The sequence below is a fragment of the bacterium genome (assembly GCA_021372775.1).
Lineage (GTDB): Bacteria > Acidobacteriota > Polarisedimenticolia > J045 > J045 > JAJFTU01.
Genome location: JAJFTU010000248.1, coordinates 13,551 through 38,882 on the forward strand (window position 1 = coordinate 13,551; position 25,332 = coordinate 38,882).

The 25,332-nt window shown below is 69.3% G+C and carries 23 protein-coding genes; 5 read left to right on the forward strand and 18 right to left on the reverse strand.

The genetic code is table 11. From position 1 onward, the window contains the following. Positions 1-3: 3 nt before the first annotated feature. The 8 genes from pilB to LLG88_08815 all read right to left on the reverse strand — a co-directional run bounded on the left by pilB (position 4) and on the right by LLG88_08815 (position 8,019). Positions 4-1,746: a type IV-A pilus assembly ATPase PilB gene (gene pilB / locus LLG88_08780; protein MCE5246993.1), complete on the reverse strand. Its 1,743-nt coding sequence runs from the start codon at positions 1,744-1,746 to the stop codon at positions 4-6. Positions 1,747-1,887: 141 nt separating this feature from the next. Beyond that, a complete protein-coding gene (locus LLG88_08785) occupies positions 1,888-2,274 on the reverse strand; it encodes a hypothetical protein (GenBank protein MCE5246994.1) in 387 nt (128 codons plus the stop codon). Between the two features lie 52 nt (positions 2,275-2,326). Continuing rightward, positions 2,327-2,887 carry a hypothetical protein gene (locus LLG88_08790; protein MCE5246995.1) on the reverse strand — a complete coding sequence of 187 codons (561 nt, stop codon included), beginning with the start codon at positions 2,885-2,887 and terminating at the stop codon, positions 2,327-2,329. Positions 2,888-2,931: 44 nt separating this feature from the next. Beyond that, the gene (gene pilQ / locus LLG88_08795) at positions 2,932-5,208 is read right to left on the reverse strand and encodes a type IV pilus secretin PilQ (GenBank protein MCE5246996.1); all 2,277 of its coding nucleotides are present in this window, start codon (positions 5,206-5,208) and stop codon (positions 2,932-2,934) included. Next, positions 5,205-5,750 (reverse strand): hypothetical protein, encoded by a 546-nt coding sequence (locus tag LLG88_08800; protein MCE5246997.1) that lies wholly within the window; start codon positions 5,748-5,750, stop codon positions 5,205-5,207. Before LLG88_08800 ends, pilQ begins: the two co-directional genes overlap by 4 nt. After that, positions 5,747-6,346, reverse strand: a complete 600-nt coding sequence (locus LLG88_08805; GenBank protein MCE5246998.1) for a type 4a pilus biogenesis protein PilO — start codon at positions 6,344-6,346, stop codon at positions 5,747-5,749. The genes LLG88_08800 and LLG88_08805 overlap by 4 nt, the downstream gene beginning before the upstream one ends. Positions 6,347-6,349: 3 nt before the next feature. After that, positions 6,350-6,958: a PilN domain-containing protein gene (locus LLG88_08810; GenBank protein MCE5246999.1), complete on the reverse strand. Its 609-nt coding sequence runs from the start codon at positions 6,956-6,958 to the stop codon at positions 6,350-6,352. Next, entirely contained in the window at positions 6,955-8,019 is a 1,065-nt protein-coding gene (locus LLG88_08815; GenBank protein MCE5247000.1) for a pilus assembly protein PilM, read from the reverse strand. Before LLG88_08815 ends, LLG88_08810 begins: the two co-directional genes overlap by 4 nt. 397 nt (positions 8,020-8,416) lie before the next feature. Here LLG88_08815 and rpmB point away from each other — a divergent pair, with 397 nt between their 5' ends. Together rpmB and LLG88_08825 are read left to right on the forward strand one after the other, a co-directional pair. Beyond that, the gene (gene rpmB, locus LLG88_08820; protein MCE5247001.1) at positions 8,417-8,614 is read left to right on the forward strand and encodes a 50S ribosomal protein L28; all 198 of its coding nucleotides are present in this window, start codon (positions 8,417-8,419) and stop codon (positions 8,612-8,614) included. 199 nt (positions 8,615-8,813) lie between these two features. Next, on the forward strand, positions 8,814-10,973 hold the full coding sequence (locus LLG88_08825; GenBank protein MCE5247002.1) for a sodium-translocating pyrophosphatase: 2,160 nt from the start codon (positions 8,814-8,816) through the stop codon (positions 10,971-10,973). A 148-nt stretch (positions 10,974-11,121) separates the two neighbouring features. Here the strand turns inward: LLG88_08825 and LLG88_08830 are convergent, their stop codons facing one another. The 10 genes from LLG88_08830 to yajC all read right to left on the reverse strand — a co-directional run bounded on the left by LLG88_08830 (position 11,122) and on the right by yajC (position 20,755). Further along, positions 11,122-11,616 (reverse strand): biopolymer transporter ExbD, encoded by a 495-nt coding sequence (locus LLG88_08830; protein MCE5247003.1) that lies wholly within the window; start codon positions 11,614-11,616, stop codon positions 11,122-11,124. Between the two features lie 25 nt (positions 11,617-11,641). Next, positions 11,642-12,079 (reverse strand): biopolymer transporter ExbD, encoded by a 438-nt coding sequence (locus LLG88_08835; GenBank protein MCE5247004.1) that lies wholly within the window; start codon positions 12,077-12,079, stop codon positions 11,642-11,644. A gap of 4 nt (positions 12,080-12,083) precedes the next feature. Next, positions 12,084-12,758, reverse strand: coding sequence for a MotA/TolQ/ExbB proton channel family protein (locus LLG88_08840; protein ID MCE5247005.1), 675 nt, complete (start codon positions 12,756-12,758; stop codon positions 12,084-12,086). An 85-nt stretch (positions 12,759-12,843) separates the two neighbouring features. Next, on the reverse strand, positions 12,844-13,614 hold the full coding sequence (locus LLG88_08845) for an energy transducer TonB (GenBank protein ID MCE5247006.1): 771 nt from the start codon (positions 13,612-13,614) through the stop codon (positions 12,844-12,846). A 26-nt stretch (positions 13,615-13,640) separates the two neighbouring features. After that, complete coding sequence (locus LLG88_08850) at positions 13,641-14,537, reverse strand: hypothetical protein (GenBank protein MCE5247007.1); 897 nt, start codon at positions 14,535-14,537, stop codon at positions 13,641-13,643. Positions 14,538-14,795: 258 nt separating this feature from the next. Then, positions 14,796-15,179 (reverse strand): RidA family protein, encoded by a 384-nt coding sequence (locus tag LLG88_08855; protein MCE5247008.1) that lies wholly within the window; start codon positions 15,177-15,179, stop codon positions 14,796-14,798. A gap of 109 nt (positions 15,180-15,288) precedes the next feature. After that, positions 15,289-17,454: a bifunctional (p)ppGpp synthetase/guanosine-3',5'-bis(diphosphate) 3'-pyrophosphohydrolase gene (locus LLG88_08860; GenBank protein ID MCE5247009.1), complete on the reverse strand. Its 2,166-nt coding sequence runs from the start codon at positions 17,452-17,454 to the stop codon at positions 15,289-15,291. A 102-nt stretch (positions 17,455-17,556) separates the two neighbouring features. Further along, a complete protein-coding gene (secF, locus tag LLG88_08865) occupies positions 17,557-18,801 on the reverse strand; it encodes a protein translocase subunit SecF (protein MCE5247010.1) in 1,245 nt (414 codons plus the stop codon). Positions 18,802-18,815: 14 nt separating this feature from the next. After that, entirely contained in the window at positions 18,816-20,411 is a 1,596-nt protein-coding gene (secD, locus tag LLG88_08870) for a protein translocase subunit SecD (protein ID MCE5247011.1), read from the reverse strand. Continuing rightward, positions 20,408-20,755, reverse strand: coding sequence for a preprotein translocase subunit YajC (gene yajC, locus LLG88_08875; protein MCE5247012.1), 348 nt, complete (start codon positions 20,753-20,755; stop codon positions 20,408-20,410). The genes secD and yajC overlap by 4 nt, the downstream gene beginning before the upstream one ends. A 158-nt stretch (positions 20,756-20,913) precedes the next feature. Here yajC and LLG88_08880 point away from each other — a divergent pair, with 158 nt between their 5' ends. The 3 genes from LLG88_08880 (at position 20,914) to LLG88_08890 (ending at position 25,251) form a co-directional block, all read left to right on the forward strand. Continuing rightward, a complete protein-coding gene (locus LLG88_08880; GenBank protein MCE5247013.1) occupies positions 20,914-21,561 on the forward strand; it encodes a laccase domain-containing protein in 648 nt (215 codons plus the stop codon). Between the two features lie 9 nt (positions 21,562-21,570). Beyond that, positions 21,571-22,902, forward strand: a complete 1,332-nt coding sequence (locus LLG88_08885; protein ID MCE5247014.1) for an ATP-dependent 6-phosphofructokinase — start codon at positions 21,571-21,573, stop codon at positions 22,900-22,902. A 222-nt stretch (positions 22,903-23,124) separates the two neighbouring features. Then, positions 23,125-25,251, forward strand: coding sequence for a serine hydrolase (locus LLG88_08890; GenBank protein ID MCE5247015.1), 2,127 nt, complete (start codon positions 23,125-23,127; stop codon positions 25,249-25,251). Positions 25,252-25,332: the final 81 nt, after the last annotated feature.

Consider the following 25,332-nt stretch of genomic DNA (forward strand, 5'->3'; position numbering starts at 1 on the left):
AGCTCAGAGAACCGTCTCGCGCACGACTTCGTCGATCGTCGTCACGCCGTCCGCGATCTTGGTCAGTCCCGAATGGCGCAGCGAGATCATCCCCTCCTCGATCGCCCGCCGCTTCAGTTCCAGCGCCGAGCAGCCGGTGAGGATCATCTCGCGGATCTCGTCGCTGATCTCCAGCACCTCGAAGAGGCCGACGCGCCCCTTGTAGCCCGTGTTGTTGCAGGTCGGGCAGCCGCGTCCCTTGAAGACCTTCGCCGTCTCCGCCTCCTCGGGGGTGAAGCCGATGTCCACGAGGGCGCGCGGCGGAACGGGCATCTCCTGCTTGCAGTCGCGGCAGACGCGCCGCACGAGCCGCTGAGCGCAGATCAGGTTCACCGACGTCGCGACGAGGAACGGCTCGATGCCCATGTTCATCAGTCGGTTGATCGTCGAGGGGGCGTCGTTGGTGTGCAGCGTCGAAAGGACCAAGTGGCCGGTGAGCGCCGCCTTGACGGCGATTTCCGCGGTCTCGAAGTCGCGGATTTCGCCGATCAGGATGATGTTCGGGTCCTGGCGCAGGAAGGCGCGCAGCGCCTCGGCGAAGGTCAGCCCGATCGCCTCCTTCGTCTGCACCTGGTTGATCCCGTGGAGGTTGAACTCCACCGGGTCCTCGGCGGTCATGATGTTCGTCTCGGGCGTGTTGACCCGTCCGATGGCCGAGTAGAGGGTGTTCGTCTTGCCCGACCCGGTCGGGCCGGTGACGAGGACCATCCCCCACGGCTTCAGGATCGCCTTGGTGAACTTCTCGAGCGATTCCGACTCGAAGCCGAGCTTCGTCAGGTCGAGCGCCAGGTTCTCCCGGTCGAGGAGCCGCAGCACGACCTTCTCGCCGAACAGCACCGGCACGGTCGAGACGCGGTAGTCCATCTCGCGCGTCCGGCCGTCGAGCCGCATCTTGATCTTGATCCGGCCGTCCTGCGGCAGCCGCCGCTCCGCGATGTCGAGCTTGGCCAGGATCTTCAGGCGGCTGATGATCGCGTCGCGCAGCTTCATCGGCGGCTTCATGTACTCGTAGAGCACGCCGTCGACGCGCAGCCGCACGCGGAAGTCCTTCTCGTAGCTCTCGACGTGGATGTCCGACGCGCCGCGCTGGATCGCGTCCACGAGGATCTTGTTGACGACGCGCACGACCGGCGCGTCCTCCGACTGCACCTCGAGGTTGCCGGCGTCGATCTCGTCCTCGTCCGACATCAGCTCGAGGTCTTCGGCCGCCGCGCCCCCCTCCGCGTCCGCCGCCGCGGCCTCCGCCGCCATCTCCGCCCCGAAGAGCTCCATCCGCCGCTCTTCGTACGACTTGGCGATCGCCTCGCGCAGCGCGAACTCGCTGGCGAGGACCGGCTCGACCTCGCAGCCGGTGCGGAAGCGGATGTCGTCGAGCGCCACGACGTTCGTCGGATCGGACATCGCGAGGGTCAGGACGTTCCCCGCCTTGTGGACCGGGAAGACCTGATAGCGCGAGGCGAGCTGCTCGGGAATCTGCGCCAGCAGTTCGCGGTCCACGTGCGGGTAGAGGGAGCGCAGGTCGATCGCCGGGATGCCGTACTGCTCGGAGAGCATCTGCACGAGGTCTTCCTCGGTGACGCTCCCCTGGCTGACGAGGTGGAAGCCGACCTTCCCCCCCTCCGCCTTCTGCCGTTCGAGGGCCTGGCGCAACGCCTCCGGCGTGACCAGCCCCTCCTCCAGCAGCAGATCGCCGATTCGCTCCGACATCGTCTCCCGCCTCGGCCGCGACCCACGGCCTTCCGCCGTCAAACGTGGCGGCCCGCCCCCGTTCGGTCAAGGCCGCCGTCCGGACCGTTCCGGTCGCCGACGGTCCGCGGACTCATTGTGTCACAGACCGCGCGCGGCGCGTCAGGCCAGCGCCTCCACGATCCGTCCGGCCGTGATCCGCGCCGCGAAGCGCGCCCGGCCGATCCATTCCTCGAGCGGGATGCGCAGGATCAGGAACAGGTCCAGAACGGCGATCCGCCGCACGACGAGCGTGCCGCGCTCGGCCGCCAGCACCCATTCCGCCGGCCGCCCGAGACGTCCCGCGCCGGCGACGCGGCCCATGACGAGCGCCGCGGCCATCGTCTCGACGGCGAGTTCCTCCGGGTCGGGACCGCCCGCGGCGGCGATGAACCGCTCGACGAGCATCCCCTGGCCGTCCACAAGAAGCGCCTCGCCGACGCCGGGGCAAACCCGCGCGACGTCGGCGAGGACGTCCTTCAAGGGAGGCTTGGCGGCCGCGGCGCCCATCGTCCGTTCCGGCGGAGTCAGGACGCGCGGCGCGCCGCGGCGCGGAGGCCGGTCACTTCCGTTTCGTCTGCGCGGCCAGGGAGCTCGAGCAGCTGCTGGCCACGGCGTAGTTCACCTTGTTGACCGAGTCGGGGACCGAGACGGTGACCACGTTCCCCGAGGCGTCCCGGCCGTGGAACGTCAGGCGGATCTGTCCCTGCAGCGGGGGATTCTCGCTGAGCAGGTTGAAGTAGTTCGCCACGTCCGCGGCGGTGAGGACGCTCACCGAGCCGTTGCCGGTCCCCTTGACCGGGATCGTCGCGTTGAACGCCTTCGTCACGCTGGCCGGCTGGCCGACGCCCGGCGGGTCGAACGCGATGTCCACCGACGAGAGCAGCACGTCGTTGAAGGCCGAGGTGTCGGCCGAGCCGACGATCCGCGACTGGAAGTTGAACGTCATCGGCACGTTGGTGAACGTGACGTGCCCCTCGGTGTCCGTCGTGCCGTCGCCGTCGATGCAGGCCTCGGACGGGGAGGACCCGACGAACGAGATCTCGTTCCGGGAGTCGTTCGGGCCGCCGGAGCTGCTGTTGCAGGCGCCGAAGGCGGCCACGGCCGCCAACGCCAAGATCAAAGCGGAAATCCGCCAAGCACTCATGTTCCGTTTCCCTCCGTTCGTCAGGAAGCCTTGACGATTCGCGGGGTGATGAAGATCAGCAGTTCGCGGTTGCGCGTCGAAACGCTGGTCGAGCGGAAGAGCCAGCCGAGCCCGGGGAGCTTGCTGAAGAACGGCACGCCGGAGACCGTGCGGCCTTCGTTGACCGTGAAGATGCCGCCGATCACGGTGGTTCCGCCGTCGGGAATCAGCAGCTTCGTCGTCGCGCGCTGGGTGTTGATCGACGGGAGCTTGTCGATCCCGGAGGTGTTGACGAAGTCGGGGGAGTCGTTCGCCACTTCGAGGTCCAGCACGATCGTCCCCTCGGCGGTGATCTGCGGGGTCACCCGCAGGCGCAGCGACGCGGAGACGAACTGGGTCTGGATTTCGGTGGCGGTGGACTTGCTGACCGGGAAGCGGACGCCTTGCTCGATCTCCGCCGTCTCGTTGTTCTGGGCGGCGATCTTCGGCGCCGAGAGCCGCTTGGCGTAGCCGTCGGTCTCGAGGGCGTCCAGCGTCAGGTCCAAGGTGAACGAGTCGAGCACGTTGCCGAAGGAAAGCGTGAGGGCGTTCGCGCTCGCGTTCTTGGGCAGGTTCAGTTCGTAGTCCACCGAGGCGCGGTTCGGGAACTGCAGGTTCGTCCCCGTGCCGAGCGCCGGATCGGCCTTCGCCTTGAAGCCCCACTTGATCCCCATTTCGTTGACGAGGTCGCGCGACACTTCGACGATGCGCGCCTCGATCATCACCTGCGGGGTCTCGGCGTCGAGCGTCGTCAGCAGCTTGTCGATCGCCTCCACCCGCTCGGGGATGTCGCGGAGGATCACGGTGTTGGTGCGCTGGTCGACGATGACCTTCCCCTTGGGGGAGAGGATCGCCTCGCGGATCACGCGTTCGACGTCCTGCGCCTTGGCGTAGGAGAGGGTGCGCGTGATCGTCACCGGATTGACCTCGAGTTCCTTCGCCTCGAGCATCGCCCGCTTGGCCGCCGCTTCCTGGGCCAGCTTGATCACCGGGGCGATGCGGATGACGTTCCCCTCGAGGACCATCTCGAGGCCGTTGTTCTGCAGGATGATGTCGAGGGCCTGGTCCCACGGGACCTCGTCCACGACGATCGTCACCGTCCCGCCGACGGATGGGTCGAGCACGAAGTTCAGGCCGGAGAGCTCGTGGAACAGGCCGAAGACCTGGCGGATGTCGGCGTCCACGAGGTTCAGGCTGATCAGGCGCCCCGTGAAGACGCGGCGGCGGTCCTGGATCGTCTTCGTCTCGGTGTCCGGCAGCGGCGCGGCCGCCGCGGCGGCGGCCTCGGCCTTCGGCGCGGGAACGGGCGCCGGGGCCGGCGCCGGCTTTTCGGGCGCGGGCGTCGGCTTCGGCGGCGCCGGGGCGCTCGCCGCGGGCGCGGCGAAGCCGGTGCCGGCGAGCGGGCGCGGTTCGAACGGGTTCGCCTCGGCCTTCGGCGTCGGCTTCGGCGCCGGGGCGGCGGCCGGCGCCGGCTTCGGCGCGGGCTCCGCCTTCGGGGCCGGTTCCGCCTTCGGAGCCGCGGCGGCCTTGGCGGCCTTCGCGGTCTTGGCGGCCTTCGGCGCGGGCTCGGCCTTGGGCGCAGGAGCGGCCTTCGGCGCAGGAGCGGCCTTCGGCGCGGGCTCGGCCTTCGGCGCCGGAGCGACCTTCGCTTCGGGCGCGGCCTTCGGCGCCGGAGCGGGCTTCGCGGCCGGCGTCGGCTTCGCTTCGGGCGCGGGCTTCGCGGCCGGGACCGGAGCGGGCGGCGCCGTCGCCGCCGGAGCGGCGGACGAGGCCGGAAGCGGACGCGGCGCGGCCGAGCCGGCGAGCCGGACGCGGAGCACGTCGCCGTCGCGGCTGACCTGATAGGCCAGCGGCCGGTCGAGATCGAGCACGACGCGGGCGACCGGCTCGGGCGAGACGCGGTACTGCGCCACGCGCACCCGAATCAGCCCTTCGCTGCCGACTTCCGCCTGCTTGCGCGCGAGATCGGCGCGCACGCCCGGCAGGTCGAACACCAGCCGGTCGGGCGCGTTGAGCTGGAAGAGCTCGTACGGCAGGCCGCCGTTGGCCCGCAGCACCAGTTCCACCGAGTCCTCCGCGCCGGGGACCACCTTGAAGTCCATCAGGCGCGAAGCCGCGCGGACGCCGTGAGGCGCCGGCTGCGATTCAAGCAGCGGGGGACGATCGTCGCCCGGCGTCTTGCCGGGAACGGCGAAGGTCGGCGCCGCCGCGCCGCAGACGAGGATCAAAGCCGCCAACCACGCAAGCGCGCGGCGACCCGGGAGGTCGTGCCTCCTCATGCCCCTTCCTCCTCGGCGGCCTCTTCCTCGCCGCCCTTGACCTGGAGTCGCTTGATGACGTCGCGATACGGCTTGATGCGCCGCGGGTCGTCCACCTGCTGGCGGAAGACGACGATGCCGCGCTTGACGTCGATCGACATCACGCGGCCGTCGTAGACGACGTCGCCGACGTGAAGCGAGTAGCCGCGGTTGTCGGTGCCGCGGAACATCGCGACGGGCGCTCCGCGGACGTCGGTGGCCACGCCGCGGAGGTCGATCTCCCCCACCCCCATGCCGGCGATCCCCTTCGGCCGCTTCCCGTCGCGCTCCTTCTGGAGCTTGACGAGCGGTTCGAACGGATCGCGCCGGCCGGCCGGATCGTAGGTGAAGTGGCGCCCGGCCAGCACCGCGTCGTTGTCCTTCTGAATCTGCTGGAGCATCTGCTCGCTCCGCTCCTGCGGAGTCTGCTGCGGGGCGGGCGGCGGCGGCGCCTGGGCGAGCGCCGCGCCCGCCGCGGCGACGGCCGCGAGCAAAGCGGAAACGGCGAGCCGCGAAATCTTCACGCCCCACCTCCCGGACCCTTCTGCGGGGCCGCCTTTTCTTCTTTGTAGATGTAGGTCTTGGCGACGAAGTCCGCCCGGATCGTGGCCTTGACCTTGCGGTCCATGTTGGGGTTGATCCGCACGTCCTCGACGTTGATGATCCGGGCGTACTTGCTGATGCGGTCGTAGAACAGGCCGAGCTGGTGGTAGTTCCCGACGACCTGCATCACGATCGGCTGCTCGCGCAGGAACTCGCGGTCGGCGAGCGGCTGCGGGTTGAAGACGATCAGGTCGAGGTTCGTCTGGTCGGCGAGGCTCTTGATCCACTTGAGCAGATCGCCCATCTCCGGTTCGGTGGGAAGGATCTGCTTGAGGTCGTCGAGCTTCCGCTCCAGCGCCGCGGTTTCCCGCTTCAGCTCTTCGAGCTTCTTGAGCGCCAGCTCGCCCTTGCGGATCTCTTCGTTCCGCTGGTCGAGCTGCTTCTGCAGTTCTTCGATCTGGCCGTACTTCTCGGAGAAGTTGAGCGGCGGCAGCTTCCACTGGGAGCCGTAGATCGCGGCCGCGGCGGCCAAGGCGAGCAGCAGCTGCGCCCAGACGGGCATGTTCTTCAGGTTCATCGCTCACCCCTTCCGCGGGGCCGCCGGGGCGGCGGGCTGCGGCGCGGCCTCGGCCGGCGCCTGGGGCGGCTTGAAGCGGCAGGTCAGGACGAAGCTGACCCCTTCCGGGGCCTTCTGCGTCACGCCCAAGGTGACGTCGCCGAAGAAAGGCGAGTCCTTGAGGTTGTTGTAGAAGTTCGACACGGCGTTGTAGGTCGTCGCCTTGCCGCGCATCGAGATCTGCCCGCCCTTCTCCTCGAGCGCCTCGAGCCAGAGGAAGTCGGGAAGCTGGCGGCTGACCATGTCGAGCAGCACGACGGGGACGTTCTGCCGCCGCTTGAGGTCGGAGATGATCTCCACGCGGTGTTCGAGCGCCGCCTTCTTGGCCTTGTACTCGTCCATCGTCTGCAGCGCCTTCTTCAGCTGCGCGATGCGGTCGTCGGCCTGGCGGATTTCGTCCCGCATGCCGTTGATGCGGTGGTCGAGCTGGTACCAGTGGACCCCGGCCGCGGCGATGCCGAGCAGCACGACGACGAAGGCGAGAATGCCGGAGGCGCCTCCCGTCGTGACCTGCGGCTTCGGCGCGGCGGCCGGCGCCTCCTGGCGCTTCTCCAGCAGGTTGACGCGGATCATCGGTCACCCACCTTCCTGAGCGCCAAGCCGACCGCGACCGCGGCGTGCGGCGCGGCGTCGGTCTGCTCGGCGTCCAGCCGCGCCGGCAGGCGGACGCGGCGGAACGGGTCGAGCCGCTCCACGCGGGCGCCGAACTGCGCCCCGAGGGCCTCGTTCAGGCCGCCCATGCGCGAGCCGCCGCCGGTGATGAAGATCGCCTCCAGCGGGTTCTCGCTGCCGGCGAACGCCTTGACGAAATCCACGGTGCGCTGGATCTCGTGGCAGAGCTCCTCGTTGACGGAGGCGAGGACTTCCTGCGCCTGCGACGACGAGACGCCTTCGATCACGTCGCCGCGCTTCGCCGCCTCCGCCTGTTCGCGGGAGAGGTTCAGCTCGCGCTGCAGCGTGTCGGTGTACTGGTTGCCGCCGATCGAGATGTCGCGCCAGAAGACGGAGACGCCGTGGTGCAGGATCGCGATGCTGGTCACCGAGGCGCCGATGTCGATCAGCGCCGCCGAACCGGGCATCTCGTCCTCGTAGTTCGCCTCGAAGCAGTTCAGCGCGGCGAACGTGCCGACGTCGACGACCGTCGGCTCCAGCCCCGCCTGGCCGATGACCGAGGTGTAGTCCTCGATCTTCTCCTTGCGCGCGGCGACGAGGATGACGTCCATGTTCCCTTCGCCGGCCAACGACGAGCCCTCGAGCACGTGGTAGTCGAGGGAGACGTCCTTGATGTCGAAGGGGATGTACTGTTCGGCCTCCCAGCGGATCTGGTCGTCCAGCTCCTGCAGCGACATCGTCGGCAGGTTGATCCGCCGGATAATCACCGAGTGGCCGGACAGCGCCGTCGCCACGCGGCGGTTGCGGATCTTGTGCTGGTTCCAGACGCGGCGCAGGGTGTCCACGACGAGGCCGGCGTCCATGATGGTGCCGTCCACGATCGCTTCCTGCGGGAGCGGTTCGATCGCCAGCGACTGCACTTCCCAGCCGCGGCCCCGGCCGAGCTCCTTCAGTTCGACGACCTTGATCGAGCTGTCGCCAATGTCCAGCCCGACGAGGTCCTTAGGCCGACCGAAAATCATTCGTCCCTCCACGCCGGTCCAAGGGCATTTCGCCCCATGCAAAAACGAAACTAAACGATTAAGGCATGCCGGGTCAAGCGGAAACGAAACTTAGGAAAAACGTTAGTTCCGCCCGCGGGCGCCCGAGGTCCGCCGACGACGTTCCCGTCCGGCGGTCGATGCGGTCGCGCGACTCCGGCCTGCGACCCCGTATTCGCCTCCCCTTCGCGGCATTCCCGCCGGACGCTCCGCGCCCCGCGGGGGGATTTCTCTCGGGCTCTTACCGTGCAATATAGGGCGCATCCGCGGCACGCTCCACGGGTTCCGTCCGCTAATTGACCGGAGGCCGCCCGCGGCGTAGAATCCCCGCGCTTTGGTCGCCCCCGGCGTCGGGGGCCCCGCTCGGAGATTTCGACCCATGGCTCAGATTTGCGATGTCTGCGGCAAGGGGCCGCAGTTCGGCAACAAGATCAGCCACGCCCACAACGTGACGAAGCGCCGCTTCAACCCGAACCTGCAGAGCGTCCGCGTGACCGACGACAAGGGGCGGACGCACCGCGCCCTCGTCTGCACGCGCTGCCTCCGCTCCGGCAAGGTCGCGAAGCGCGTTTCCTGATCCGCGCCCGCCGTCCTGCGCCAGGTCCGACCCCGCCCCGCCCTCGGGCGCGGCGGGGTTTCGTGCGTCCGTCCGCCGATCCCGCGCCATCCACTTTTCGTTGATCCCCCTTCCCGTCGAACCGTAAATTCGGGCGTCGCGCCCGCGCGGCGAGGGCGGCCGCGCCCGTCGCCGCACGGCGCAGTCCGCGGGAGGGGCGATGGACTACGTCTACGTCCTGCCGTTCGTCCTCGTCGTCTCCCTCGCCGCGCTCGCCGTCGCCTTCCTCTTCGCGCGGCAGGTCCTCGCCGCCGACCGCGGCACGCCGGAGATGCGGGCCATCGCCGCGGCGATCCAGCAGGGCGCCGAGGCGTTCATCGCGCGCCAGTACCGCACGATCGCCGTCCTCGCCCTCGCCGTCGCGGCGGTCATCTTCGCCTTCTACTTCGCCAACCGCGGCGTCCGGAACATCGCCGAGATGGGCGCGGGCGCCGCCTGGAAGGTCACGCTCTCCTTCCTCGTCGGCGCCGTCTGCTCCGCCGCCGCGGGCTACGTCGGGATGTTCGTCGCGGTCCGCGCCAACATCCGCGCCGCCGCCGCGGCCACGACCAGCCTCGACCGCGCGCTGCGCCTGGCGCTGCGCGGCGGCGCCGTCTCGGGGCTCGCCGTGGTCGCCGCGAGCCTGCTCGGCGTGGGCGGCCTCTTCTACCTCTTCGGCGGGCTCGAGGATCCGGCGCGCGTGCCGCTGCAGATCGTCGGCTTCGGCTTCGGGGCCAGCTTCGTCGCGCTCTTCGCGCAGCTCGGCGGCGGCATCTACACCAAGGCCGCCGACGTCGGCGCCGACCTCGTGGGCAAGGTCGAGGCCGGCATTCCCGAGGACGATCCGCGCAATCCCGCGGTCATCGCCGACCTCGTCGGCGACAACGTCGGCGACTGCGCGGGGCGCGGCGCCGACCTGTTCGAATCGACCGCCGCCGAGAACATCGGCGCGATGATCCTCGGGATCGCGCTCCTGCCGGTCTTCGGCCTCGGCGGCATCCTCTTCCCGCTGCTCGCCCGCGCCTTCGGCCTCCTGGCGACGATCGTCGGCGTCCTCGCCGTCCGCGGCCGCGAGGGCGAGGATCCGATGAAGGCGCTCAACCGCGGCTATCTCACGACGACCATTCTCGCCGCCGCCGGCTTCGCCGCCGCGGTCCTGCTCCTCCTCCGCCCGGCCGCGCCCGGCGTCGTCGTCCGCCCCGTCTTCCTGCTCCTCGCGGGACTGATCGGCATCGCCACCGCCTTCGCCTTCGTCTGGATCACCCAGTACTACACCGAGTACCGCTTCCCCCCCGTGCGGCGCATCGCCGAGGCGTCGGTGAAAGGGCCGGCGACGAACATCATCGCCGGGCTGGCCGTCGGCTTCGAATGCACCGCCGCCCCGGTCGTCGTCGTCTCCGCCGCGCTGATGGGCGCCTACTGGTGCGGCAAGATGGCCTTGTCCGGACTCGCCGGCGCCGGGCTCTACGGCACGGCGATCGCCACGATGGGGATGCTCGCCCCCTGCGCCTACATCTTGGCGATGGACACGTTCGGCCCGATCACCGACAACGCCGGCGGGATCATCGAGATGTCGCGGCAGCCGGAGGAAGTCCGCCGCCGCACCGACCGCCTCGACGCCGTCGGCAACACGACCAAGGCCCTCACGAAGGGGTACGCCATCGGCTCCGCCGCGCTGGCCGCCTTCCTCCTCTTCCGGGCCTACCTCGACGAAGTCCTCAAGATCACGGGCGTCGACGTCGCCGTCCAGCTCACCCGCGTGCCCGTCTTCGTCGGCGGGCTCCTCGGCGCGACCCTCGTCTTCGTGTTTTCGTCGCTGGCCATCCAGGCCGTCGGCAAGACGGCGCAGGTCGTGATCGGCGAGGTCCGCCGGCAGTTCAAGGAGCGGCCGGGGATCATGCGCGGCACGGAGGCGCCCGACTACGGCCGCTGCGTGGACATCGTCACCTCGGCCGCCCTGCGCCGGATGGTCCTGCCGGGAGTCCTCGCCGTCGCCGCGCCGGTCGCCGTCGGCGTCGCGTTCAAGCGCCTCTCCTCGGCCTACCTGGCGGGCGCGGAGTCGGTCGCGGCGCTGCTGATGGTCGGGACGATCGCCGGGATCCTGATGGCCACGGTGATGAACAACGGCGGCGGCGCCTGGGACAACGCCAAGAAGTACATCGAGAGCGGCGAGTTCCGCTTCGAGGGGATCGTCCACCGCAAGGGCTCGGAGGCGCACAAGGCGGCGGTCGTCGGGGACACGGTCGGCGACCCGTTCAAGGACACCGCCGGCCCCTCCCTGCACGTCCTCGTCAAGCTCCTCTCGACGATCACCCTCGTCCTCGCGCCGCTGTTCGTCTGACGCGCCGGCCCCGGAAAGGGAAACAGCGCGGCCGGGAAAGGAAAAGCGCGGCCCGAATTCGGGCCGCGCCTTTCGTCTATCCAACTGCCCGGACGTACAGCCGGGAGCGCGTCCGGCCGTGCGACCGGAGCGAACGCCTGAGGTCCAGCTAGTCGGCCTTCGGCATGGCGAGCTTCTCGTCGCTCACGATCGCGACCTTCAGGTCTTCTCCGACCGCGTTCTTGGCGACGTCGAGAATCCGCACCACGGCCTCGTAGTTCATCTTTTCCTGGACCGCCAGGAAGATGACCTTCTCGGACTTCTTGCGGGCGTTCATGATTTCGCTCATGCGCCGGCCGAGGTCCGTGACGGCCACCGGGTCGTTGTTGATCCGCACCTTGCAGTTCGGCGGCAGCGAGCCGGCGCCGAACAGGGGCGCCGTCGCGTTGCAGTCGTCCGCGTTGATCGAGAGCATGATGTTCTTCACGTCCGACTGAGGCGGCGGATTCGTCTGCGCCACGTTCTCCTTCGGAACTTCGATGTCATACCCTCGCTGGGCCAGCGGCGTGATCACCATGAAGATGATCAGCAGCACCAGCACCACGTCCACGAGAGGCGTGATGTTGATGTCGGACTTGGTCCCGCCGTGACTTCCGGTATCCATGCCCATCGTTACGCCCTCGTGGTCACTACTGCTTCTTCTGCACGATCAGGCCGACGTCCTTCCAGCCTGCGTCGCGCACTTGAAGCAGCGCGTTCTTGACGTCCCCGTAGCTCAGCCGGGCGTCGCCCTTGACCAGGACTTCCGAGGTCGGACTCCGGTCGAAGGACTCTTTGATCTTGTCCCGGAACTGCGCTTCGGTCCAGTCGGACTTGTCGATCCAGATCTTGCCCGGACGGAACCTGTCCGCGTTCTTTTCGGCCGTCACGACGACCAGAATCTGGTTCTTGTCCTCCGCCTTCTTCGGCGGATTGTCCGTCTGGGGCAGCATTGCGGACTGCCCCTTCTGGAGCATCGGCGTGACGACCATGAAGATGATCAGGAGCACCAGGCACACGTCAACCAGCGGCGTGATGTTGATGTCCGATCGGACGGCGCCGGGCTTGCTGCCGGCATCCATTCCCATGGTGTTACGCTCCCTGCTTCTTCAGGAAGAAGTCGATCAGCTCCTGCGAAGCATTGTTCATCTCGATCGTGTAGCGCTCGAGACGGTCCGTGAAGTAGTTGAACGCCATGACGGCCGGGATGGCGACGACGAGGCCGATGGCCGTGGTGAACAGAGCTTCGGCGATACCGGCGGAGACGGAAGCCAGACCGCCGGAGCCGGAGGTGGCCATGCCGGTGAAGGCGTTCACGATGCCCATGACGGTTCCGAACAGGCCGATGAACGGGGCGGTCGCGCCGATCGTTCCGAGGCCGGCCAGGCCGCGCTTCATGTCGGCGTTGGTCAGCACGGTCTGCATGTCGGTCGCCCGGCGGATCGCGCCGATGCGGTCGTAGTTCTGGGCCACGCCGCTCTGCTGGGTCTGGTACTCGGTCAGGCCGGCCGAGACGACCTTGGCGATGTGGGCCTTCTTGTAGTTGGCGCCCTTGGCGACGTCGATCGCCTTCTGGACCTGGTTCTCCTTGAGCAGCTTGATCAGGGTCGGCAGGAACTCGATCGACTGCTTCTTGGAGGTGCGGTAGTTGACGAACTTCTCGATCATCACGCTGATGGAGTAGATCGACAAGAGCAGCAGCAAGACGACCACGGTCTTGGCGACGAAGCCCATCGACGACCACATTTCCGAGAGTGACATGTTCATAAGCGCGCTCCTTGACTCGCTGTCGTGACGGCCGGTCCCGCCGGCCCAAATGTCCCCGTTCTTCGGGTCCGCTGCGGAACCCGTTCTACTCGAGCTTGAACGTGACGATCACAGTGAAGTACACCTTGACCGGCTGGCCGTCGAGCGTGGCCGGCTTGTAGCGCCACCGGCGCACCGCGGCGATCGCCGCCTCGTCCAGCAGCGGATTCGACCGCAGGACCTTCACGCTTTCCACGGCGCCCGATTCCGTGATGATCGCTTGGAGAATGACCTTGCCTTCGACGCGCGCCCGGCGCGCCGTTTCGGGATAGTCCGGCTGCGGCTGGGAGACCGGCACCGGCGGCTGCACGTTGCCCGCGACGATGATCGGTTCCTTCGCTTCCGGTTCCGCGACGTTGCCGACGATGTTCGTCAGCGAGCCGCCGATCAGGCCGCCCGGGACGCCGCCCGGAACGCCGCCCGGGACGCCGCCCGGAACGCCGCCCGGCACGCCTTCGCCGGAACCGCCCGCGTCTTCGACGACCTGACGCTCCAAGTCTTCCTTGGTGATCTTCTTGATTTCCGTCGGCTGCACGATCTCGCCCGGGGCGACCGGCTTCGGCGCCTCGATCTGCTTCGGCGCTTCGGCGGCGGCGGCCTTGGCGGCGGCGGCCGGCGGCGGCGGCGGCGGCGGCGGCGCGGCCATGTCCACGAACGAAATCATCAGGTCCGGATCCTGGACCGCTTCGACGACGACGTAGCCAGCCGCAAGGGCCATCCCCAGCGCCCCGACATGGAGCACGAGCGCGAGGGGGAAGGTCCACCACTTGCGGCCAGGCACGCCGCCGACCCTGCTGTCGAGCATGTTATCGAACATTTGGACGTCCTCGCGTTTGCCGGCGGCTACTTCTTGGGAGCTTCGGCCTTGGGAGCCGCCGCTTCCTTCGCCGCCTGCTGCTTCTCTTGCTCCTGCTTGATCTTCCGCGCCTCGAGGGCCTTCTTGACCCAGCGGTCGGCCTCGGCGGTCTCGCGCTCCTCGCCGGCCTTGTTCTTCTGGTTGGCGTAGACCTTCGCCTGTTCGCGGTGCATCAGGTTGATGTAGGCCATGGCCTCAAAGTAGTTGTTGTCCAGAGCGACGGCTTTGTCCAGCGCCGCCATGCCCTTCGTGATCAGCTGCTGGCGTTCGGAGTCGCTCACCGCGGCGCCGCCCTTGTAGGACCGTTCCCAGCAGGCCACGCCGACGGTGTACCAGTTCTCCTTCACCTTCGGCGCGAGAGTGGCGACCTTCTCCCACGCGTCGAGCGCCTTGTTGAAGTCGCGCTTGACGTAGTAGGTGGCCAGCTCGCTCCAGATAGTGGGATCCTGCGGGTTCTTCGCGCGCTTCGCCTCGAGGAAGGCGACGGCCTTGTCGTCCATGCCGGCCGCGGCGAGGAGGCTCAGGTAGTACTTCTCGAGCTTCTCCGTCCACGCCTTGGGTTCGACGCCCTTGGCGTTCGGCGCGGGAAGGCGGAGGCACTTCTCGAAGTACTTGAGCGACTCTTCCGAGAACTGCTTGTCCTTCGGGTGGCTCGAACCCGGGTGGTACAGGGCCAAGTTCGAGATCGCCACCATGTAGTTGACCTGCGGGTCCTCGGGTTTGATCTGGAGGATTTGCTTGTAGTAGCCGATCGCCTCTTCGTACTGCTGGGCCTTGTAGGCCTTGTGCCCCTTGACCAGCAGGACGCGCGCCTTGAGCGAGTCGCAGCCGGCCACGGCCAGCAGAGAGGAGACGACGACCAGCGCCAGCAGCCTTCGGCTCATTGCCAACCCTGTCCCCCTCGATGCGGGGGCGAAAAGGGCGAGGATCGCCGTCGCGTCAGCGGCGCCGCGATCGGCGCGCGACCACCCTTCCGGGACGGCAGCGCGCGGCGCTCAACCCTGAGTTCTTGGTCCTCTTACCCGGTGAACGTCCTTCTGGTTTCCCGCGGCACGGCGGCCGAAACAATCGGCCCACCGCGCTTTATAGCATATCGAGCCGGCCCCGGCCGCCGTCCAGCGGACGCCGCCGAGGGGGAAGCGTCAGCGGAGCGCCGCCGTCGCCTCGATTTCCACTTTGGCGTCCTTGGGGAGACGCCCAATCTGAATGGCCGAGCGGGCCGGCCGATGCTCGCCGAACGCTTCCGCGTAGACAGCGTTCACGGCGGCGAAGTCATTCATGTCGGACAGGAAGACCGTGGTCTTGACGACGAGCGCCATGCTGGAGCCGGCCGCTTCGAGGACCGCGCGCAGATTGGCCAGGGCCTGGCGGGCTTGAGTCGCGGCGTCGCCTTCGAGAATCTGACCGGTCTCGGGGATCAGCGGGATCTGACCCGAGCAGAAAACCAGACCGCCGGCGATGATCGCCTGGCTGTACGGCCCGATCGCCTTAGGCGCTTTCTCAGTGGCGACGACTCTGAGGTCCATTCAGCGTCCTACCCCGGCGCCGGCCGGCGGAGCCGGCCTGCGAACGGCAGGTGGGGGGCGACGAACGGTCGGTCCAAACCGGCGACCGGCGTCCATCTCCGACATTATGTCAGCGGTTTGGCCCGGCCGCACGCGCCGGGGACACTCTCCGCACCTGATACACCCCTTCTATCTTCCGTATTCGTTCGATCAGGCGCTCCACCTGCCCTCGACCGCCCACTTCGGCGACCAGACTGATCGTCCCGCGCTGCTGCTCGTCCACGCCCGCGGCCGCGTGCTGGATGTTGATCCGCTCCTTCTCCAGCAGCTCGGCCACCCGCGCGAGCATCCCCGGACGATTTTCGGTAAGGACGAACACGCCGACGCTGAAGCCGCCCCCCTCGTTCCCGTCCGCCCATTCGACGTCGATCCGGCGGTCCAGTTCGACGAAGAGCGCCTCGAGGTTCGGGCAGTCGTCGCGGTGGACGGAGACGCCCTTGCCGCGGGTGATGTAGCCGACGATGCCATCGCCGGGGATCGGGTTGCAGCACCTGGCGAGCGTGATCAGCGTGTCCCCCACGCCGCGGACGAGGACCTTGTCCCCCTTCCGCGCGAAGAGGCGCTGCGCCCGCTCCAGCAGCGATGGATCGGTCGCCGGAACCGCCTTCGGGGCCGCGACGGCGAAGAACTGCTGCGGCGTCACGCGCCCCCGGCCGAGGGCGGCGTGGAGCGCGTCCATGTCCTCGACCTTCAGCTCGGCGAGCGCCGCCGCGCGCCGCTCCTCGGCGATGTTCTTCAGCGAGAGGCCGAGCTTCCGCGCTTCCTTTTCGAGCAGCGACTTCCCCAGCTCGATCGAGCGGGCGTGCTCGACCTGCTTGAGGAACGCCCGGATCTTGCTCCGGGCGCGCGTCGTCTTGGCGACGGCCAGCCAGTCCCGGCTCGGCTGGTGGCCGGCCTGGGTGACGATCTCCACCTGGTCGCCGTTCTTGAGGTCCGTCTTGAGCGGCAGGAGGCGGCCGTTGACCCGCGCCCCGACGCACTGGTGGCCGACCTCGGTGTGGACTGCGTAGGCGAAGTCGAGCGGCGTCGCGCCGCGCGGGAGGTTGATCACCTTCCCCCGCGGAGTGAAGACGTAGACTTCCCGCGGGTAGAGGTCGATCTTCACCAGCTTCAGGAACTCCCGCGAGTCGCGGATGTCCTTCTGCCACTCCATGACCTGCCGCAGCCACTGCACGCCGGCGAGCTCGCGGTCGGTCATCTGCCCCTTTTCCTTGTACTGCCAGTGGGCGGCGATCCCCTCCTCCGCCAGGCGGTGCATCTCGAAGGTGCGGATCTGGACCTCGAAGGGGAACCCCCGCTCCGACATCACGGTCGTGTGCAGCGACTGGTACAGGTTGGGCTTGGGCATCGCGATGTAGTCCTTGATCCGCCCCGGCACCGGCGGCCAGAACGAATGGACGATGCCCAGCGCCCCGTAGCAGTCCTTGACGCTCGACGTCAGGAGGCGCATCGCCACGACGTCGTAGACCTGCTCGACCTCGATCCCCTGCGCCTGCATCTTGCGCCAGATCGAGTAGACGCTCTTCAGCCGGCCGCTGATGTCGGCCTCGATCCCGTGCTCGGCCAGCCCGGCGCGGAGCCGCTCCTTGACCTCGGCGATCAGCTCCTCCGCCGCGGCCGCGCGGTCCTCGATCCGCCGCGAGAGGTTGGCGAACGCCTCCGGCTCGGCGTACTTCAGCGCCAGGTCCTCGAGCTCGGCGCGGAAGCGGCCGAGGCCGAGGCGGTTGGCCAGCGGCACGTAGATGTCGAGCGTCTCCTGCGCGATCCGCCGCTGCTTGTCCTCCGGCATGTACTGCAGCGTGCGCATGTTGTGGAGGCGGTCGGCCAGCTTGACGAGGATCACCCGGATGTCCTCGACCATCGCGAGGATCATCTTGCGGAGGTTCTCGGCCTGCCGTTCCTCGTCCGAGCTGTACTTGATCTTCGACAGCTTCGTCACGCCGTCGACGAGGGCCGCGACCTCCTTGCCGAACTTGGCGCGGATCTCGTCGAGCGGGACGTGGACGTCCTCGACGACGTCGTGCAGGAACCCCGTGGCGATCGTCTGGACGTCGAGCCCGAGCTCGGCGAGGAGGTAGGCGACCTCGAGCGGGTGGACGAGGTACGGCTCGCCGGAGCGCCTCGTCTGGCCGCGGTGCGCCAGCGCGCTGTAGACGTAGGCGCGCCTAAGAAAGTCGAGGTCGGCGTCCGCACGGTGCCGCTCGACCCGCTCTTGAATGTCTTCGTAGCGGATCACGGGGGCTTCCCTTGCCGGATTATAGGGGCGCCGCTCCCGAATGCGCGAAGGGGCGGCCGGCGGCCGCCCCTTCGTTCGGATCGTGCGTCGGCGACGCGGGGCTCAGGCCCGCGCCCCCTTGGTTCCCCGCGCCGGGCGGACCGGCGCCTTGCCGGCGGCGGTCGCCGCGTGGGCGGAACCCTTGAGGCCGAAGATCTTCAGCCAGATCGTGAGGACCGGGCTGGCGATGTAGATCGAGGAGTAGGTCCCGACGATGATCCCGACCAGCAGGACGAACGAGAACGGCCGCAGCACCGGGCCGCCGAAGAGGAACAGCGCCAGCACCGAGAGCCAGGTCAGGAACGACGTGATGACCGTCCGCGACAGCGTCTGGTTGATCGAGTCGTTGATCGTGTCCTCGAACTTGGCCGACCCGCGGACCTTCATGTTCTCGCGGATGCGGTCGAAGATCACGACCGTGTCGTTCATCGAGTAGCCGATCAGCGTCAGGAAGGCCGCGACCACCGGCAGGTTCGCCTCGTAGCCGGAAAGGCTGAACAGCCCCAAGGTGAAGATCGTGTCGTGGACGAGGGCGACGATCGCGCCGAGGCCCCACTGGAAGTGGAACCGGAACCAGATGTAGACCAGCATCCCGAGGAGCGCGCCCAAGGTCGCCCAAAGGGCCTTGGAGCGCATCTCGCCGGAGACGGAGGCTTCGATCACGTTCTGGCCGCGCAGCCCGAACGGGCCGACGAAAGCCTTCGACGCGAGCGCCGTCGCCGCCGCCGCCGGGACGCCCGGCGTCCCTTGGGCCTCGGCCACGCTCTGGAAGATGCCGTTGTGCTCCCGGCGGTACTTCGTCAGGGCGTTGGCCGCCGCGTCGGCGTCCGCCGCCGCGAGGCCGTTCTGGACGAGGAACTGCGAGATCGTCACCTGGTCGGCGATGTTGAGGTCGAGCTTGCCCGAGGCGCGGGCGGCCCGCGCTTCGGGGGTGCTCAGCGCGTCGGTGATCCGCCGCGCCAAGTCGCGTTCCTCGCCCGGCCGCCGCTCGGGGAGCCCGGCGCGGACGACGATTTCGCGGTTGTTGGTGTCGCCGATCGCGGTCTTGGCGTCGGCGACGGTCGTCACCGAGACGCTCGGCAGGCCGGCGCCCCCCTCGAGCTCGGAGCGGATCTGGTCGAGGGACGGCGGCTGCACGTAGCGGAGCGAAACCTCGACGCCGCCCGTGAACTCGACCGCCTGCTTGATGCCGTGGATCGGCACGAAGATCAGCGAGAAAGTGATCGTGACCGCGGAGATCCCCAGCCACAGCCACTTCCAGCGCATGAAGTTGATTTTCGGCTCGTGGAACAGCTCGAACATCGGCATTCTCCCCGTCGTCGTCAGATCGAAAGACGCTTGACCTGCCGGCCGCGGATCTCGACGTCGAAGATGAAGCGGCTGACGACGAGCGCGGTGAACAGGTTGGCAAGCAGTCCGACCGTCAAGGAAACGGCGAACCCCTTGACGGGGCCGGTGCCGTAGTTGAACAGGAAGAGCGCCGAGACGATCGTGGTCACGTGGGTGTCGAGGATCGCCGAGAGGGCCTTGGCGAAGCCTTGCTCGACGGCCGCGGGAACGCTTCGCCCGTGCCTCAGCTCCTCGCGGATGCGCTCGAAGATGAGGACGTTGGAGTCCACGGCCATGCCGACCGTCAACGCGTAGCCGGCGATGCCGGGGAGCGTCAGGACGGCGCCGACGCCCGACATGACGGCGGCGAGGATCAGCAGGTTCAGCACCAGCGCGACGATGGCGTTGATCCCCGAGCGCCGGTAGTAGATCAGCATGAAGAGGCAGACGGCGAGCGACCCGATGTAGGAGGCCCGGACGCCGGCGTCGATCGAGTCCTTGCCCAGCGAGGGACCGACCGTCCGTTCTTCGATCGTGTTGACGCGGGCCGGCAGGGCGCCGGCGCGCAGCTGCAGCGCGAGGTCGTCGGCGGTCTGGGGGGTGAAGTTCCCCTCGATCATCCCGCGCATCCCGATCTCGGAGTTGATCCGCGGGGCGGAGATGATCTTGTCGTCGAGGACGATCGGCATCTGGCGGCCGACGTTGGTGCGGGTGAACTTGGCGAAGCGGTCCACGGCGTTGACGTGGAGCTGGAAGTCCACGACCGCGCCGCCGAACTGCCCCTGCCCGCGCCGCGCGTCGGCGAGGTCGGCGCCGGTGATGACCGACGAGCGCTCGACGGCCATCCACTCCGTCGCCGCCTGCTTGCCGGTCTGCCGGTCCGTCTCCTGGTAGGGGAGGATCTCGACGCCCGTCGGGATCTGCCCGCCGAGCATCTGCGCGACCTCTTCCTTCGAGCGGCCGCGGAACGGCCCCATGCCGTCGGCGCGGTAGTAGGCCGAGCGGAGTTCGAGGCGCGCCTGGGTCTGGATCAGGCCCTTGACGCGGCTCGGGTCCTCGACGCCGGGAAGCTCGACGAGGATCCGGTCGCGCTGGTCGCCGCCCAGCCGCTGGATGTTGGTCTCGCTGACGCCGAAGGCGTCCACGCGGTTGCGGATCGTGGTGAGCGCCTGCTTCACCGCGTTGTCGCGGTGGAGGTCCATCTCGCTCGGCGGCATCTGGATCCGCAGTTCGCCCGCGCCGCTCGAGGAGGACCAGTTGCCGAGGTCGTCCTTGATCGCCGCCTCGACGTCGCCGCCGCGGCCGGCCGGGATGTCGGAAACGATCACCTGCCCGCCGTCGGCGCTGCTGACGCGGACGGTCGGGAACCCTTCCTTCCGCAGCTTCTCCGCCACGCGCGTGGCCATCGCGTCGGCCGCGGCCTTGACCGCGTCGTCGGTGACGACCTGCATCACGAGGTGGGAGCCGCCCTTAAGGTCGAGTCCCAGGCTCATGTTCAGGAACGGGCGTCCCTCGCGCGGCCAGGAGAAGAACAGAGCCCAGGCCGTCACGGCGAGGATCAGCCCAAGTTTCCACCACGGATTCTTCACGGCGTGTCCCCTTCGGTCTTCCCGGCCACGTAGCCGCGCAGCAGCGTCACTTCGACGCCGGTCGCGATCCGCAGCCGGACCGTCTTTTCGTCGTCGGCCTTGGTCACCGTTCCGATCAGCCCGCCGGTGGTGACGACCTTGTCGCCCGCCTGCAGCGACTTCACCATCGCGTCGTGCTCCTTCTGGCGCCGCTGCTGCGGCCGGATCATGAAGAAGTACATGATCAGCACGATCGGCACGAACATGATGAGCATGGAGATGAGCGAGCCGCCGCCCTGCTGCTGCGGCGCGCCGCCGGGCGCCGCCTGAGCGAGAGGCAGCGCGAGGGCCGTCAACGAATGCATGAACAACCTCCTCGATGCGCGAAGGACCGTCCGGACCCGACGCGGACGCAGGCCGCCCGCCCGGAGGGGGGTGGCCCGCCGGCAAATCGAGAGATTCTTGACGCAACCGCGCTCTTAATCAAGTCGCGCCGTCCGGGCGGCGGGTAAACTACCGCCTCATGCGCAGCGAATTGCTGGCCCGTTTGGCGGGCGTGGAGCACGGGTTTCTCCCCCCGGGAGGCCGTCCGGCCGTCCCGTTTTGGCGTCCCTACCAGGTCCACGGGGCGCGGGTCGTCCCGGTCCGGACCCCCGACGAACTGCGGGAATCGGCCGACGGGGCGTTTTCCCTCACCCCCGGCCTCGCCGCGGCGGTCGTCACGGCCGACTGCGCCCCGGTCCTCTTGGCGACGACGGACGGCGCGGCGGTCGCGGCGGTCCACGCCGGCTGGCGAGGCCTCGCCGCCGGCGTCGTCGAGGAGGGGGTGCGCCAGTTGCGCCTCGCCCGTCCCGGCGCGGAAATCGCGGCCGCGATCGGCCCCGCCGCCGGCGGCTGCTGCTACGAGGTCGGGCCGGAGGTTCTGGCCCAGCTCGATCCGGAAGGGGATCTCGTCGCCCCGACCGACGACGGACACGCCAAGATCGACCTGCGCGGGCTTGTCCGCGCGCGTCTGCTCGCGTCCGGACTTCCGGCGGCGCGGATCGAGGTCGTCGGCCCCTGCACGATCTGCTCCGACCTGCCGTCCTACCGCCGCCAAGGGAAGGCCGCCGGGCGGATCCTCTCCTACGTGAGTCCCGCCGCCGCGCCCGACGCGCCGCGCGGCGCCTGAGGCGCGACCATGCCCGACTTCCCCGACTTCCCCGACTTCGCCGTCCGCACGCTCGGCCCCGGGCGCTACCCCACCCCGCTCGCCCTCGGCGGCGCGAGCGGCCTCGACTTCATCTCCGACGAGCGGCGGCTCCTCTTCCACGACGAGTGGGAGAACGTCCGCCCGCTGGTCGCCGGCGGCAAGGTCCCGCCCTCGCTGGAACTGGCCGGGCCGCGCGAGCGCACCTTCTTCCGCCCGACCGACGTCCGGGCGGCGATCGTCACCAGCGGCGGCCTCTGCCCGGGGATCAACGACGTCGTCCGCTCGGTCGTCCTGACGCTCAACTGGCTCTACGGCGTGCGCGAGATCTACGGCGTCCGCTACGGCCTGCGCGGCTTCGTGGACGAGGCGGAGCCGCCGGTGCGGCTCGGCCCCGAACAGGTCAAGGCGATCCACCACGTCGGCGGCTCGCTCCTCGGCAGCTCCCGCGGCGCGCCGCCGATCGAGGAGATCGTCAAGTCGATCGCGCGCGAGGCGATCTCGATCCTCTTCATGGTCGGCGGCGACGGCACCCAGCGCGCGGCGCGGGCGATCTCCGACGCCCTGCGCGCGGCGGGGCAGGCGGTCGCGGTGATCGGGATCCCGAAGACGATCGACAACGACATCCTCTTCGTGGACCAGACGTTCGGCTTCTCGACCGCGGTCTCGCTCGCCCGCGAGGCGATCGACGCCGCCCACGCCGAGGCGCAGGGCGCCTACAACGGCGTCGGCCTGGTCAAGCTGATGGGGCGCGATTCGGGGTTCATCGCCGCGCAGGCGGCGCTCGCCTCGGGCGAGGCGAACTTCGTCCTCGTCCCCGAAGTCCGCTTCGACCTCGAGGGAACCGAGGGGTTCCTCTCCCAGCTCCACCGGCGCGTGATGTCGCGGCGCCACGCGCTGGTCGTCGTGGCCGAAGGCGCGGGACAGGAGTTCCTCGCCGAAGAGCAGCAGCGGCGCGGGCTCGACCCGTCGGGGAACCAGAAGCTCGGCGACGTCGGGCGGTTCCTGCGCGGCGAGATCGAGCGGTACTTCGGCGAGCGCGGCGCGGCGGTCACGGTGCGCTACATCGACCCCGGCTACCTGATCCGCTCCGCCCCGGCCGACGCGAGCGACGCGGTCTACTGCCAGGAGCTGGGGCAGAACGCGGTCCACGCGGCGATGGCCGGCAAGACGGAGATGCTCGTCGGACGGATCCACGGCCGGCAGGTCCACGTGCCGATCGCCGCGGTGACGACCGGCCGCAAGACGCTCGATCCGCAGCACCCGCTCTGGCGCGCCGTGCTGCAGTCCACCGGCCAGCCGGAGCGGATGGTCAACGGCTGATCCCGCCGCGGCCTGCGCGGCGCGGGCGACCGACGCTCCCGTCACGCGGCGCGGGCGACCGACGCTCCCGTCGCGCGGCGCGGACGACCGACGCCCCCGTCGCGCGGCGCAGGCGCGCAGCGTCGGCGCGCGGGCGGCGAGCGGTCGAATTTCGGGAGCGGGCGCGCTTGTTGCCGCGCCGCCGAAAGGGGTCTACTGGGCGTCCCCGCAAAGGAGAGGCCCATGAGACTCCGCTTCCGCGTCGTTTCGCGCGTCCTCGCCGTCGCCGCCGCGCTCGCCGCGACGTTCGGCGCCGCGCTCGCCGCCGACGAGCAGCCGCTCGCCGGACACTGGGAAGGGGCGATCGACCTCCCCGGGACCAAGCTCGAAGTCCAGGTCGATCTCGCCGCGAAGGACGGCGCCCTCGCGGGCACGATCTCGATCCCGCTGCAGGGAGCGCGGAACGTCCCGCTCGGCGACTTCAAGACCGAGCAAGGCGCGACGTCGTTCGCGATCCAGGGGATTCCCGGCGCGCCGACCTTCAAGGGGCGGCTGCAGAGCGACCGCGCGACCTTCTCCGGCGACTTCTCGCAGGGCGGGCAGGTCTTCCCGTTCGCGCTGCTGCGGCGCGACGATCCCGCCGCGCTGGCGCAGTCGAAGCTGGCCGGCTACGACGCGTGGGCCGAGAAGGTCCTCGCCGACTTCGACACGCCGGGCGCCGCGGTCGCCGTCGTCAAGAGCGGCAAGGTCGTCCTCGTCAAGGGGTTCGGCAAGCGCGACGTCGCCAAGGGACTGCCGGCGGACGAGAACACCCTCTTCGCCATCGGCTCGGCGACCAAGGCGTTCACCACGCTCGTCCTCGGCACGCTGGCCGACGAAGGGAAGCTCGACTGGGACAAGCCGCTCCAGGAGTACATCCCCGAGTTCCGCCTCGCCGATCCGGAGATCGGGCGCCGGCTCACGCCGCGCGACCTCGTGACCCACCGCTCCGGCCTGCCGCGCCACGACCTCGTTTGGTACAACAACCTCGCCCTCACGCGCGCCGAGGCGGTGCGGCGGCTCCGCTTCCTCGAGGCCAGCAAGGACCTGCGCGAGACGTTCCAGTACAACAACCTGATGCTCCTCACCGCGGGGTACCTCGGCGAGCGGCTGACCGGCGCCTCGTGGGAGAAGAACGTCCAGGACCGGATCTTCGCGCCGCTCGGCATGACCGCCTCGCGGCTGACGGTGGACGACGCGCTGAAGTCGAACGACGTCTCGCGCCCGTACGAGCGCCGCAAGGACGCGACGACGGAAGTCCCCTACCGGCACGAAGGGCTGGCGATGGGCCCCGCCGGCGCGATCTACTCCAGCGCGGCGGACATGGCCCGCTGGGCGATCTTCCAGCTCGGCGACGGCACGGCCGACGGCAAGAGGATCGTGCAGGGCTCGACGCTCGTCGCGATGCACACGCCGCAGATGGCGCTCGCCTTCCCGCCGAACCCGAAGCGGCCGGAGATCGGCCCGCGCGCCTACGGCATGGGCTGGTTCGTGGACAGCTACCGCGGCCACCTGCGCGTCCACCACGGCGGCAACATCGACGGCTTCTCGGCCCTCGTGGCCCTCTTCCCGCAGGACAACGTCGGCGTCGTCGCTCTCGTCAACCACGGCGCCTCGCCGCTGCCCGACCTCTTCGTGCGCGAGGCGTTCGACCGCGTCGCGGGGCTCGAGCCGCGCGACTGGGCCAAGCAGACGCTGGCCGAGTACAAGCAGGCGCTGGCGATCGGCAAGGAAGGCGAGAAGAAGCGCGAGACGATCCGCCGCCCCGGCACGAAGCCGGCGCATCCGCTGGAGGAGTACGCCGGAACCTACTCCCATCCGGGCTACGGCCCGCTGACCGTCGCGCTCGCGGACGGCAAGCTGGTCGGCAGCTACAACAACCTTCCCTTGCCGCTCGAGCACTGGCACTACGAGACGTTCAACACGACCGAGGATCCGAAGGACCCGACGCTCGCCGCGATGAAGCTCAACTTCCGCACGAACGAGGAAGGGGACGTGGACGCGCTGCTCGCCAACTTCGAGCCGAGCGTCGCGCCGATCGTCTTCGAACGGCTTCCCGACGCGCGGATGACCGACCCGAAGTTCCTCGCGCGCCTCGCCGGCGACTACGTTCTCCCCGACGTGCCGCTCAAGATCGCGCTCCGCGGCGCCGTCCTGACGATGATCGTCCCCGGCCAGACGCCGTACGAGCTGGTCCCCGGCCGCGGCCTCTCCTTCGCGCTGAAGGGGCTGAGCGGCTACTCCGTCCGCTTCGTCCTCGACAAGGACGGCGCCCCGACCGAGCTGACGGTGATCCAGCCCGAAGCCGTCTTCACCGCGAAGCGCAAGTAACCGCGCCCCGCGCGCCCCTCGCCCGCCCCCGCGCGCCCCGCGCCGCGGGGGCGGTTCTTTGTTCGGGCGGCGGCGCCGCAC